At 67.9% G+C, this 12,684-nt stretch carries 11 protein-coding genes and 3 pseudogenes; 7 read left to right on the top strand and 7 right to left on the bottom strand.

The features are described from left to right. Positions 1–131: 131 nt before the first annotated feature. From G4Q83_RS05925 to G4Q83_RS05900, 5 genes and pseudogenes are all read left to right on the top strand, one after another. On the top strand, positions 132–2,021 hold the full coding sequence (locus tag G4Q83_RS05925) for an ABC transporter ATP-binding protein (RefSeq protein ID WP_128419915.1): 1,890 nt from the start codon (positions 132–134) through the stop codon (positions 2,019–2,021). Between the two features lie 370 nt (positions 2,022–2,391). Beyond that, positions 2,392–2,546 (top strand): annotated as a pseudogene (locus G4Q83_RS05915) (IS5/IS1182 family transposase); the annotation flags it as partial. 120 nt (positions 2,547–2,666) lie between these two features. Then, complete coding sequence (locus G4Q83_RS05910) at positions 2,667–3,446, top strand: ferredoxin--NADP reductase (protein WP_128419914.1); 780 nt, start codon at positions 2,667–2,669, stop codon at positions 3,444–3,446. A 263-nt stretch (positions 3,447–3,709) separates the two neighbouring features. Next, positions 3,710–3,855: pseudogene (locus G4Q83_RS05905) on the top strand (IS4-like element ISCku3 family transposase); the annotation flags it as partial. A 121-nt stretch (positions 3,856–3,976) separates the two neighbouring features. Next, positions 3,977–4,492, top strand: coding sequence for a transposase (locus G4Q83_RS05900; RefSeq protein ID WP_158255002.1), 516 nt, complete (start codon positions 3,977–3,979; stop codon positions 4,490–4,492). A 199-nt stretch (positions 4,493–4,691) separates the two neighbouring features. Here G4Q83_RS05900 and G4Q83_RS05895 read toward each other — a convergent pair whose 3' ends face one another. Continuing rightward, the gene (locus G4Q83_RS05895; protein WP_128419942.1) at positions 4,692–5,183 is read right to left on the bottom strand and encodes a glutathione peroxidase; all 492 of its coding nucleotides are present in this window, start codon (positions 5,181–5,183) and stop codon (positions 4,692–4,694) included. A gap of 228 nt (positions 5,184–5,411) precedes the next feature. On the opposite strand from G4Q83_RS05895, the gene G4Q83_RS05890 reads away from it, so the two are divergent. Beyond that, positions 5,412–7,613, top strand: a complete 2,202-nt coding sequence (locus G4Q83_RS05890; RefSeq protein ID WP_170069154.1) for a M3 family metallopeptidase — start codon at positions 5,412–5,414, stop codon at positions 7,611–7,613. A 16-nt stretch (positions 7,614–7,629) separates the two neighbouring features. Here the strand turns inward: G4Q83_RS05890 and G4Q83_RS05885 are convergent, their stop codons facing one another. The 4 genes from G4Q83_RS05885 to G4Q83_RS05870 all read right to left on the bottom strand — a co-directional run bounded on the left by G4Q83_RS05885 (position 7,630) and on the right by G4Q83_RS05870 (position 10,531). Next, positions 7,630–8,127 carry a MarR family winged helix-turn-helix transcriptional regulator gene (locus tag G4Q83_RS05885; RefSeq protein WP_128419912.1) on the bottom strand — a complete coding sequence of 166 codons (498 nt, stop codon included), beginning with the start codon at positions 8,125–8,127 and terminating at the stop codon, positions 7,630–7,632. A gap of 77 nt (positions 8,128–8,204) precedes the next feature. Further along, on the bottom strand, positions 8,205–9,323 hold the full coding sequence (cfa, locus tag G4Q83_RS05880; protein WP_128419911.1) for a cyclopropane fatty acyl phospholipid synthase: 1,119 nt from the start codon (positions 9,321–9,323) through the stop codon (positions 8,205–8,207). A gap of 11 nt (positions 9,324–9,334) precedes the next feature. Beyond that, on the bottom strand, positions 9,335–10,183 hold the full coding sequence (locus G4Q83_RS05875) for a DUF3298 and DUF4163 domain-containing protein (protein ID WP_128419910.1): 849 nt from the start codon (positions 10,181–10,183) through the stop codon (positions 9,335–9,337). A gap of 60 nt (positions 10,184–10,243) precedes the next feature. Further along, a complete protein-coding gene (locus tag G4Q83_RS05870) occupies positions 10,244–10,531 on the bottom strand; it encodes a GNAT family N-acetyltransferase (RefSeq protein ID WP_128419909.1) in 288 nt (95 codons plus the stop codon). Positions 10,532–10,844: 313 nt separating this feature from the next. Between G4Q83_RS05870 and G4Q83_RS05865 the strand changes: the two genes are divergently transcribed. After that, entirely contained in the window at positions 10,845–11,045 is a 201-nt protein-coding gene (locus G4Q83_RS05865) for a hypothetical protein (protein ID WP_128419908.1), read from the top strand. Positions 11,046–11,199: 154 nt separating this feature from the next. Here G4Q83_RS05865 and G4Q83_RS05860 read toward each other — a convergent pair. Next, positions 11,200–11,998: pseudogene (locus G4Q83_RS05860) on the bottom strand (IS5 family transposase). A 42-nt stretch (positions 11,999–12,040) separates the two neighbouring features. After that, positions 12,041–12,676 carry a rhomboid family intramembrane serine protease gene (locus tag G4Q83_RS05855; RefSeq protein WP_128418975.1) on the bottom strand — a complete coding sequence of 212 codons (636 nt, stop codon included), beginning with the start codon at positions 12,674–12,676 and terminating at the stop codon, positions 12,041–12,043. Between the last annotated feature and the right edge of the window lie 8 nt (positions 12,677–12,684).

The raw sequence follows: 12,684 nt of genomic DNA, 5'->3' as shown, positions 1-12,684 counted from the left end.
GCGGGCCCGGTTGCGCAGGCGCTGATGGCGGCAGTTGCCGGCACGCACGCCGCCGCCCCTGGCGCATGCGCCCACGGCGGCCGGCGCAGTTCCACACCCCCGCGCGCACCTGGCCCCGGCACAATACGCCGATGGCCTCCCACTCCTCTTCCCCTCCCCACCGCGCGGCACGGCGCGGCGCCGCTACCGGCCCCAGCCTGCGCGAGCGCTTCGAGGCGATGCGCAACCTGCCTCCGTTCCTGCGCCAGATCTGGCGCACCAGCCGCTGGCTGACCCTCAGCAGTATCGGCTTGCGCGTGCTGCGCGCGCTGATCCCGGTGGCTTCGCTGTACATCGGCAAGCTGATCATCGACGAGGCGATCCACCTGGTCGGGCAGTCGCCCGGCTTCAGCTCGTTCGGCGCGGCGCTGGCCAGCGCGCGGCTGGACCGGCTGTTGCAACTGCTGGCGCTGGAACTGGCGCTGGCGATCGGCTCGGACCTGCTCGGACGACTGGTCGGCTATGCCGACACGCTGCTGTCGGAACTGTTCAACAACGTCACCAGCGTGCAGCTGATGGAACATGCCGCGCAGCTGGACCTGGAGGATTTCGAGGATCCCGAGCAGCAGGACAAGCTCGACCGCGCGCGGCGCCAGACGATGGGCCGGATGAACCTGATGGGCCAGCTGTTTGGCCAGGTGCAGGACGCGATCACCGTGGTCAGCTTCGCGATCGGCCTGCTGGTCTACGCGCCGTGGCTGATCGTGCTGCTGGCGGTGGCATTGGTGCCCGCATTCGTCGGCGAGTCGCACTTCAACGCGCTGGGCTACTCGCTCAACTTCCAGTGGACGTCGGAACGGCGCCAGCTCGACTACCTGCGCCAGGTCGGCGCCAGCGTCGAGACCGCCAAGGAAGTGAAGATCTTCAACCTGCACAGCTTCCTGATCGAGCGCTACCGCGCGCTGGCCGATCGGTTCTTCCAAGCCAACCGTGCGCTGGCGCGCAAGCGCATGCTGTGGGGCACGCTGCTGGCGGCGTTGGGCACGCTGGGTTACTACGCCGCCTACGGCTACATCGCCTGGCGTACCGTGCGCGGCGACTTCAGCATCGGCGACCTGACCTTCCTGGCCGGCAGCTTCCTGCGCCTGCGCCAGTTGCTGGAGGGGCTGCTGATCGGTTTTTCGCAGGTGGCCGGGCAGGCGCTGTACCTCGACGATCTGTACTCGTTCTTCCGCATCGTGCCGGAGATCCGCACCCGGCCCGGCGCGGCGCCGGTGCCGCGGCCGATCGTGCGCGGCTTCGTGTTCGAGAACGTGGGCTTCCGCTATCCGGACGCCGCGCAGTGGGCGGTGCGGCACCTGGACTTCGAACTGCGCGCCGGCGAGGTACTGGCGCTGGTCGGCGAGAACGGCGCCGGCAAGACCACCCTGGTCAAGCTGCTGGCGCGGCTGTACGACCCGGACGAGGGCCGCATCCTGCTCGACGGCCGCGACCTGCGCGACTACGACCTGGACGACCTGCGCGCCAACCTGGGGGTAATCTTCCAGGACTTCGTGCGCTACCACCTCAGCGCCGGCGAGAACATCGGCGTCGGCCGGGTCGATTCGATGACCGACGCGGCGCGGATCCGCGCCGCCGCGCAGCGGGCGATGGCCGCGGAACTGATCGAAGGCCTGCCGCACGGCTACGAGCAGTTGATCGGGCGCCGCTTCAAGACCGGCGTGGACCTGTCCGGCGGGCAGTGGCAGAAGATCGCGATCGCGCGCGCCTACATGCGCGACGCGCAGTTGATGATCCTCGACGAACCGACCGCGGCGCTGGACGCGCGCAGCGAATTGGAGGTGTTCCAGCGCTTCAAGGAACTGTCCGACGACCGCACCGCGGTGCTGATCTCGCACCGTTTCTCCAGCGTGCGCATGGCCGACCGCATCCTGGTCCTGGCCGGCGGCCGGATCGAGGCCAGCGGCACCCATGCCGAGCTGATGGCGCAGGGCGGGCGCTACGCGGAACTGTTCGAATTGCAGGCCGCTGGGTATCGTTGAGCATCGCCTGCCGGATCCGCCATGCGGCAACGCTTCCTGCCCTGCCTGCTCGCCGCCGCCCTGGCGCTCCCCGCCGCCGCGGGCAAGGCCCTGGCCAACCGCGACGAGGCCGCCTTACCCGGCGCGCCGAGCGAACGCCTGCAGGCGCTGCAGCGCGCGGCACTGGACGCGGGCGTGGCCAATTGCGCCACGCCGCGCGCGGACACCGCACCGTTCATCCTCGTGGTCCAGATCGGCGCCGACGGCGCGATCGGCGCCAGTCGACGCAACGGCACCCCGCCGCGGGCACCGCTGTCCCTGTCCGACGAACGGTCGTTCGCGCGGCGACGCGCGGCGACCCCCGTGCCTCCAAAAATGAGATTTAGAGTCGCTAACAAACATCGCGCGCAAGGGCACCGCGCGCAACGACCGGCTGGGACGCCGGCGCTGGGTGCTCGAGCGCACCCATGCCTGGTTCGCCCCGCAATGGGCAAGCTGCGCATTCGCTTCGAGCGCAGGATCGACATCCATTTTGCAGGGCTTTAGCTTGCTTGCTCCATCATCTGCCTACGGCTTCTTCCAGCGTTTTGTTAGTCGCTCTTACTCTTATTTGAACGCGCATGGAGTAGAATCGGCGACAGTTGCTCCCCTACAACGATCAACGGCATGTCCTCTGCTTTTGGCCCCGAAACGGTGCTCGACGTCCGCCACTGGACAGACGACTACTTCAGTTTCACCACCACCCGCAGCGAAGGTTTCCGCTTCGACAACGGCCAGTTCGTGATGATCGGCCTGGAGACGGAGACGCGGCCGCTGCTGCGCGCCTATTCCATCGCCAGCGCCAACTGGGAAGAGCGGCTGGAGTTCTTCAGCATCAAGGTACCGGACGGCCCGCTGACCTCGCGCCTGCAGCGCATCAGGCCCGGCGATGCGGTGCTGGTCGGCAAGAAGCCCACCGGCACGTTGCTGATCAGCGACCTGCACCCCGGCCGCCATCTGTACCTGCTCGGCACCGGCACCGGCCTGGCGCCGTGGCTGTCGGTGATCAAGGACCCGGAGACCTACGAACGCTTCGACAAGGTGATCCTGACCCACGGCGTGCGCTTCGGGAAGGATCTGGCCTACCGCGACTACTTCGAGAACGAGCTGCCGCAGCACGAGTTCCTCGGCCAGACCATCCGCGACAAGCTGCTGTACTACCCGGCGGTGACCCGCGAGGACTTCCGCAACCGCGGCCGGCTCACCGAACTGCTGGAAAGCGGGCGGATGCAGCAGACCCTGGGCCTGCCGCCGCTGGATCCGGAGCATGACCGGATGATGATCTGCGGCAGCCCGCAGATGCTGGCCGACCTGCGCCAGACCCTGGACGCGCGCGGCTTCGCCGCCTCCTCCCGGATCGGCACGCCGGGCCACTACGTGTTCGAGCGCGCCTTCGTCGAGAAGTAGCGCGCGACGCGCCGCGTGCGCTGCCAACGGCGACGCGTCGCTGCACGAGGGGCGTCAGCCCATATCGGTTGTGGCAAACTTTCGACCTTATGGGAGACGAGCAAGCACAGGTTCAATGGGATGAGGGCTGGTGGGATCTGGGCGATCTGGAGACGGATCGGCCAGCGTGGGAAGTGGTGGAGCGCTTGCTTCCAGCGGGCTGGGAGCGGGCGGCACATGATTGCCGCGCCATGGTGCGCCGCCATGGCAACATCACGTCGGCGTCGATGTTGCTGAGGGTGCTGCTCATTCATTTGCTCGACGGCTGTTCGCTGCGCGAGACCGCGGTTCGCGCTCGTGAAGGCGGGGCTTGGCCGATGTCTCCGACGTGGCCCTGCTCAAGCGGCTGCGCGGCAGTGGCGAGTGGTTGCGCTGGATGAGCCAAGCGATGATCGAGTGGCTGGCGGACTCGTCCAAGCCGGTAGCCGCTGGAGAAACGCGCAGATGAGGCACAGGCCCCGGACCTGCTGCCCAAGCTGCGGCGTCTGCGCGTGGGCCAGGTCCAGGGCTGGGCGGCGCAGTGGCGCGATGCGCAGGGCGTCATCCCCATCCAGGTGTGTGCATGGAGGAAGTCGGCCCGGCAAACCCGCCTCACACTGGAGACATTGCATCGCACCGCCAGGCGCAAGGGCCGCAAACTGCGCCCGCGCACGATGCAGATGGCCGGCTACGTGGTCCTGGTCGGCACGCTGCGCGACCAAAGCCCCGAAAGATTGCTCGAACTGTACCGGTATCGCCGGCAGGTCGAGCTGGCGTTCAAGCGGCTGAAGTGGCTGCTGCAACGGGGACATCTGAAGAAGACCGATCCCCAAGGCGCCAAGGCTTGGCTGCAAGGCAATGTCTTCGTCTCGGTGCTGATCGAAAGCTTGCTCGTGGTGGGCGGGCGTTTTTCCCCTTGGGGCTACCTGCCCGCATCCGGACAAGCGACGGTGCCGTTGGCGCGAGGCGTCCTTGATGCGCCACCTGCCGAGGCAGGCCGTCAATCCGATGCTCTGGTTGCTCGATAGCTTGCGACTGGAAGCACATCGCCGCCAGCCTGCGCGAACCACCCCGCCGCAGAACTGACCAGCAGGATGAACTGCACCCGATGAATGGGTAGCGCTTATGGGCTGAAGCCCCTCCTACAGAAAGCAGATCGCTCGACTCGCCGCACGCCGACAGCCCGAAGATCCGTGACGCACGCGCAACGGCCGGCGCCAATTCCGCTCAGCCCAGCGCGCGCTCGATGTCGGCGGCCAGCGCGTGCGGCTTGTCGGTGGGCGCATAGCGCGCCAGCACCCGGCCGTCGCGGCCGACCAGGAACTTGCTGAAGTTCCACTTGATCGCGGCGATGCCGAGCATCCCTGGCTTCTGTCGCTTGAGCCATTGCCACAGCGGATGCGCGGCGTCGCCGTTGACATGGGCCTTGGCGAACAGCGGGAAGTCGACCGCGTAGCGCAGCGCACAGAACCGCTTGATCTGGTCCGCGTCGCCGGGCTCCTGGTGGCCGAACTGGTCGCAGGGGAAGCAGAGCACCGCCAGCCCGCGCTCGCGGTACCGTTGCCACAGTGCCTGCAGCCCGGCGTACTGCGGGGTGAAGCCGCACTGGGAGGCGACGTTGACGATCAACAGGACCTTGCCGGCGTAGTCGGCGAGCGGCTGCGGGCGGCCGTCGATGTCGGTGGCGGTAAACGCGTAGGCGGTGGTCGGCGTGTCCATTCCATTCTCCATGCTGGCGCTGCGCGCGGGCACGGCGAACGGCCCGATGCCCGAGGCGGCCTGGGCCTGGGACGCATGCCGGCATCTTCTCATGACCGCGCTCGTGCCGCGCGAAGCGAGCGCGGCCGTGGCCTGCGCCAGGGAGAAGGTCCATGGCTTTAGTCACAGGCCACGGGCACCGTGCTGGGTTAGCCTGCGTGGTCCGCCCTTATCGCTGGATGCCGCTCGATGACCACCCGCCTCGCCCTCGCGCTCGCCGCCACGCTAGGACTCGCCATGCCCGCCTACGCCAATGCCGCCCCGTCCGCCGCCGCGCAAGCGGCCACGCAGGCCAACCCGTTCTTCGCCGAAAGCCCGCTGCCGCTGCACTACCCGCAGTTCGACCGGATCAAGGACAGCGACTTCGCGCCGGCCTTCGACGCCGGCATGGCGCAGCAGTTGAAGGAAGTCGAGACGATCGCCGAGCAGAAGGCCAAGCCGACCTTCGACAACACCATCGTGGCGATGGAGAACAGCGGCCAGTTGCTGGACCGCGCCACCACCGTGTTCTTCAACCTGGTCGGCGCGGACACCAACGACACGCGCAAGCAGCTGCAGGCGGACTACTCGGGCAGGTTCGCCGCGCACCGCGACGCGATCTCGCTCAATCCCAAGCTGTTCGCGCGCATCCAGGCGCTGTACGACCGCCGCGACCAGCTCGGCCTAGACGCGCAGGGCGTGCGCCTGGTGGAGAAGTACCACAGCGATTTCGTGCGCGCCGGCGCCAAGCTCGGCGAAGCCGACAAGACCAAGCTCAAGGCGATGAACGCCGAATTGGCGAAGCTGGGTACCCAGTTCAGCCAGAACGTGCTGGCCGAAGTGAACGCCGCCGCGGTGGTGGTGGACGACGTCAAGCAGCTCGATGGGCTGTCCGAGGCGCAGATCGCCGCCGCCGCCGAAGCGGCCAAGGTGCGCAAGCTCGACGGCAAGTACGTGATCGCGCTGCTCAACACCACCGGCCAACCGCCGCTGGCCCAGCTCAAGGACCGCGCGCTGCGGCACAAGATCTACCAGGCGTCGGTGTCGCGCGGCAGCCACGGCGGCCAGTACGACAACACCGCGCTGGTGTCGCGGATCATGGGCCTGCGCGCCGAGCGCGCCAAGCTGCTCGGCTACCCGAACCACGCCGCCTATTCGCTGGAAGACCAGACCGCCAAGACCCCGCAGGCGGTCAACGCGATGCTCGGCAAACTGGCCCCGGCCGCGGTCGCCAACGCCAAGCGCGAGGCCGCCGACCTGCAGGCGAGGATCGACCGGGAGCAAAAGGCCGCCGGCAAGCCGGGCTTCGCGCTCGCGGCCTGGGACTGGGCCTACTACACCGAGAAGGTGCGCCAGGCCAGGTACGACTTCGACGAAGCCCAGCTCAAGCCGTACTTCGAACTGAAGAGCGTGCTGGAGAACGGCGTGTTCTACGCCGCCAACCAGGAGTACGGGCTGACCTTCAAGCAGCGCAGCGACCTGCCCACCTACCGCGACGACCTGATGGTCTACGACGTGTTCGACGCCGACGGCACGCAGCTGGCGATCTTCATCGCCGACATGTACGCGCGCCAATCCAAGCGCGGCGGCGCCTGGATGAGCTCCTACGTGTCGCAGTCGGCGCTGACCGGCGACAAGCCCGTGGTCGCCAACCACCTCAACATTCCCAAGCCGCCAGCCGGGCAGCCGACCCTGCTGACCTGGGACGAGGTGACCACCGCGTTCCACGAGTTCGGCCATGCGCTGCACGGCATGTTCTCGGACGTGAAGTACCCCTACTTCTCCGGCACCAGCGTGCCGCGCGACTTCGTCGAGTTCCCCTCGCAGGTCAACGAGATGTGGGCCGACGACCCGGCGATCCTCAGGCACTACGCCAAGCACTACCAGACCGGCGCGGCGATGCCGCAGGCATTGCTGGACAAGGTCGTGGCCGCGGCCAAGTTCAATCAGGGCTTCGCCACCACCGAGTACCTGGGCGCGGCGATGCTGGACCAGCGCTGGCACCAACTCGGCGCCGGCCAGGTGCCGCCGGCGTCCGCGGTGATGGACTTCGAGGCCAAGGCGCTGGCCGCCGACGGCATCGCCTACGCGCCGGTGCCGCCGCGCTACCGCACGCCCTACTTCAGCCACATCATGGGCGGCTACGCGGCCGGCTACTACGCCTACATCTGGGCCGAAGTGCTCGACGCCAACACCCAGCAGTGGTTCAAGCAGCACGGCGGGCTCAGCCGCGCCAATGGCGACCGCTTCCGCCAGACCCTGCTCTCGCGCGGCGGCAGCGTCGATGCGATGCAGTTGTTCCAGGACTTCGCCGGACACGCGCCGACGATCGAGCCGCTGCTGGAAAAGCGCGGCCTGACCCCGGGCGCAGGCGACGGCGCCTCGCCGCAGGCGTCGCCCGGCAAGCAATGATCGCCGCGCGGCGCGGTCAGCTGGCGTTGTCGATGCTGTCCAACATCTTCTTGAGCAGCGCCTCCAGCCGCCGCTGTTCGGCCTCCTCCAGGCCGACGGTCTCGGCGGCGAGTAAACCGCACACCGCCGGCAGCATGCGTTCGATCAGCGCGATCCCGGCCGGCTGCAGGGTCAGGGTGGTCTTGCGCCGGTCCTCGGGGCTGGCCGAGCGCAGGATCAGGCCCTTGCCGCACAGGCTGTCGGTCAGGCGGGTGATGTTGGCCGGCTTCTCGCCCGCCGCCTCGGCCACCTCGGTGGGGGTCATGCACTGTCCTGGCGTGCCGTACAGCATCATCAGGATCTCGTACTCCGGCGGACTGAGACCGTAGGTCTTGAGCAGCATGCAAGCGTTGGCGTGGATGCGCTTGTACAGATGCTTGACGAGCCTGACCAGGACGGCAGGTTCGCGCGGGAAAGCGGGGTAGCGCTCGCAGGTGAACACCACGCGCCGCTCGGTCTGATCGAAACTTCCCATGGGGGCGGGGTCGCAGGCCGGTGGTCGAAGCCACCAATGCTACCCATTATGGCGCGGCACCGACCGCCCTGCGCGGCTCAACGCGGCGCGCGGTAGCCTCCCCGTACACCTTCGGGCGACAGCACCAGCTGCCAAAGCTGCGCGCGCCGGCAGCCGAACGTGGCCATCGAGCCGGCCAGGTAGAAGCGCCACATCCGCCGGAAGCGCGCGTCGTAGCGTTGCGCATCCAGCCGTGGCCAGGCCGCCTCGATGTTGGCACGCCAGGCCTGCAGGGTGCGCTCGTAGTCGGGGCCGAAGTTGTGCCAGTCCTCGATCACGAAGCGCCCCTCCAGCGCGGCGGCGATCTGTGCCGCCGAGGGCAGCATCGAGTTGGGGAAGATATAGCGTGCGATCCAAGGATCGGTGCGATGCCGCGAGACGTTGCTGCCGATGCTGTGCAGCAGGAACAGCCCGTCCGGCCGCAGGCAGCGCCGCACCCGCTCGACGTAGCGGCGGTAGTTCTTATCGCCGACATGCTCGAACATGCCGATCGAGAAGACCGCATCGAAGCGTTCGTCGACCTCGCGATAGTCCTGCAGCCGGATCTCGACTGGCAGCCCGCGGCACAGCTGCCGGGCGTATTCGGCCTGGGCCTGCGATACGGTGACGCCGACGCCGGCCACGCCGTAGCGCTCGGCCGCGAACTTCAGCGCCTCGCCCCAGCCGCACCCGATGTCCAGCACGCGCATGCCCGGCTGCAGCAGCAGCTTGCGACAGACCAGGTCCAGCTTGGCCTGCTGTGCCGCATCCAGGTCGTCGGCCGCGGCCCAGTAGCCGCAGCTGTAGACCAGGCGCCGGCCGAGCATCGCCTGGTACAGGTCGTTGCCCAGGTCGTAGTGGCGGCGCCCGACCTCGTAGCTGCGGCGTCCGCGCTGCAGGTTGAACAGCCGCGTGCGCAGCGCATACGCCAGGTCGGCGATGCCGGCCACGCGCTGTTCCAGCCGGGCGCCGATCAGCCGCGCCAACGTCGCGTCCAGCACCGGCGTATCCCACCAGCCATCCATGTAGCTCTCGCCCAGACCCAGCGAGCCCTGCGCCAGCACCCGTGCGTAGAAGCGCGGGTCGTGCACCACGATGTCGTGGGCGCGCCCGCCACCGACACGCACGTCGGCGCTGGCGAGCAGTTCGACGACACGGCGCTGCAGCAACCCGGCCATGTGTGCGACCGCTAGATGGCGAACAGCTCCGCGTACTCCGGCGCGACCAGGCCGCGCAACACGTTTGCCGGTACGTCCACCGACTGCGTGCCATCGGAATACGGCCCCACCTGGTAAGGCGGGAACACGAAGCGCAACGCCACGATCTTGCCGGCCGCGTCGACCAAGGGCTGGAACTGGCTGAAGTTCCGTGCCTGCGGTTCGGTGCCTTCGGCGATCATCTTGTCGGCGCTGCGAACCTGTTCGTCATGGTCCTCCGGCGGCAACTGTTCGGCGTCCACCCGCGCCTGCACCATCTGGCGCAGCTGCGCGGCGACATGGTCGGCGACCTGCGCCCACCCCTGGGGATCGGGAATCAGCGCCTCGGCGGTGAGCATGCGCTGCTGCTGCGGCAACCACACGAAACGCGCCACCAGCGGCTCGCCGTGGGCGCCGCCGGTATAACGGCTGCCGTCGGCGGCCACCGCCACCAGCCCGGGCCGCTCCAGCAGCATCCCGAACTGCAGCGACAGTTCGTAGGGCACGCTGGGGCGGTCGTTGCCGAGGCCCGCGACCGCTTCCATCAGGTCGTCGCGCGCGGCCTGCGCATAGCGACCGACCGCCTCGGCCAATCCCGGATAGCGGTTGAGCGCCGGCGGGAAGGTGATGCCGACCACGTAGCTCGGGCTGTGTTCGATCACGTCCTTCAGCGGCGTCGGCGCCGGCGCGGCCGGCACCGCGGCCGCGGCCGCGGCCGGCGCGGCGGCGGGTGCGGCCGCCTCGCGCTTGCATCCGGCCGCCACCAGCGCCAACCCCAGTGCCGCTGCCGTCCACGGCCACCGCTTGTTCCGCCCCGCCCGTCGCCTGTGCCTCACGTCCATTACCCCTGGGTCCTGCCTCTGTGATGGCGAATTGTCGCGCCGTCGCGGCAGCATGCGCGCTCAGGCGAGCACATCGGCGTATTCGGGATGGCGGTGGACGAACGCCGCCGCGTACGAACACGCCGGCACCACCTTCACTCCCTGTACCCGCGCCTGCTCCAGCGCCGCGGCCACCAGCCGCGCCGCCAGTCCACGGCCGCCGATCGCGCTCGGCACGCCGGTATGGGTGATGACCAGACGCCCGTCCCGCAACAGGTAGTCCAGTTCGGCCTCGTGACCCTCCAGCCGCAGGACGAAACGCTGCTGCTGCGGGTCGTGTTCGATCGGCGGGAGGGACGCTGCGCTCATGGCCTGGCTGATGCGATGGAGTGCGCATTTTGGTCTGGCGGGTGCCGCGACGATGTGAAGCCGCCCGCCGCGCCGGGCCGCAAGCAACCGGCGCGCAGCGTCACTCCCGGTCCGGGCCGCCTCATCGGCCACCTATGCGTACGCGGCGCAGGAATCCGCAAGGACCCGAGCCTCCCGTCCATTCGCAGCATCGCCGCGTTGCGCGTGCCCTCAAGTTGCGCCGCGCACGGCCGCTACCGAGCCTGGAACAGCAGGAAACCCGACATGGGACTTGCCTACTCCATCACACTGTATTCGAACAGGGGCGGTGCACATGAGCGACAACGGACACACCCAGAGCGACCACGATGCGTCGTTGCTGGAAGGGCTGTACCAATTGGCGGTCAGCGGCCAGGCCCGGGGCTGGGAATTCGAACAGCTCAGCAACGAGGTCTACGACCGGCTGAAGCAGACCTACGAGCACGCCGGCGTCGGCAGCGCCCAGGCGCAGCTGCGCGGCCGGCAGGCGGCCTGAGTCGGCCCGCGCCGCGGGTCGGCGTTCGCCCCCGCGGCCGCCGGGCACTCTCGTCGCCGCGCGCCACGCGCCGGCGCGCAGACACTCCCGAGCATCGCCCTTCGCCGGCCGCCGGCGCATACGCGCGGCAGCCCGGTGGGCGCTTAGAACTTGTTCACGATCTTTTGAGTAGTAGTGTCAGGAATGCCAGGTGTATGAACTGCAAGCTGGTGTTGAGCTTACGCTCGCAGTTCTTCCATAGCCTTCGGTTCTTTTCCAGCCACGCAAAGCTGCGTTCGACGCTCCAGCGCTTGGGCATGACCTTGAAGGTGTGCAGTTCGCTGCGTTTGGCGATCTGCACCGTGACTTGCTTGCCCAGGATCTCTCGTACGCCTTCGGCGAATGGTTCTCCGGTATAGACGCTATCGCACAACAGGCTTTGCACGTGTCCCAGGTTCGGCTTGCAACGATCCAGGGATTGGAGCGCGCCTTTGCGGTCGGTCACTTCCGCCGTCGTCACCGCGACCGCATGCGGCAGGCCTTGGGTATCGACGGCGATGCGACGCTTGATCCCCGAGACCTTCTTGCCCGCGTCATAACCCTTCTGGCCGGCCGTGTCCGTGTTCTTCACGCTCTGTGCGTCCACGATCAAGAACGTGCTGCAAGCGTTGCGCCCCTGTCCCTGGCGGGCCGCGCCAACCTGATTTTTTGAGCGCCCGCTCCAGCAGGCTCACTCCTTCATCGTCTGGTTCGCTCCACTTGGCAAAGTAGCAGTGCACGGTGCGCCACTTCGGGAAGTCGCTGGGCAGCGCTGGCCACTGACAGCCGGTGCGCAGCAGGTACAGCACCGCGCACCACACGTCCTACAGATCCACGGTCCGTGGCTTGGTACGCTTGCGCGCCTGCTCCAGAATGGGGCGGATCTGCTCGAACCGCTCCCGGCTCATGGCACTCGGATACGTCTTTGTGCGCATCCGCAGAGTTTGCACTACCCGGGAAAGATCGTGAACAGGTTCTTAGCCGCGGCCCAAGCGCGGATTGGCCAGCGCGTCGAGAAAGTGCTGCAGCACCGCCGGCTCCATGATCAATAGGAACATCACCCCGAATCCGGCGCCGGTCAGGTGCGCGCTGTGGTTGACGTTGTCGCCGCCGCGGCGGTCCATCCAGATGCTGTAGCCCACGTAGAACAGCGCATAGACGATCGCCGGGATCGGGATCGGGATGAAGAAGAAATAGATGCCGGTCCACGGCGCCAGCAGGATGTAGGCAAACAGCACCGCCGAGACCGCGCCCGACGCACCCAGGCTCATGTAGTTCGGGTTCTTCTGGTTCTTCAGGTAGCTGGGCAGGATCGAGATCAGCAGCGCCGCCAGGTAGAACAGCGGGTAGGTCAGCAGGCTGCCGGTCAGCCGCTCCATCAGCCGTTCGATCGGGCCGCCGAAGAAGTACAGCGTGATCATGTTGAACAACAGATGCGGGAAATCGGCATGGATGAAGCCATAGGTCAGCAGCCGGTCGTACTGCTTGCGCCGGTCGATCGCCGGCGGCCACAGGATCAGCCGGTCGAGCAGCTTGCGGTTGTTGAACGCCGCCCACGACACCAGTACGGTGAGGACGATCAGGATCAGGTTGACGGGGGTGACGGAGGGCATGCGGGGGT

It is taken from the genome of Xanthomonas theicola, assembly GCF_014236795.1.
GTDB lineage: Bacteria > Pseudomonadota > Gammaproteobacteria > Xanthomonadales > Xanthomonadaceae > Xanthomonas_A > Xanthomonas_A theicola.
This window is presented reverse-complemented; position numbering and strand designations above follow the sequence as displayed.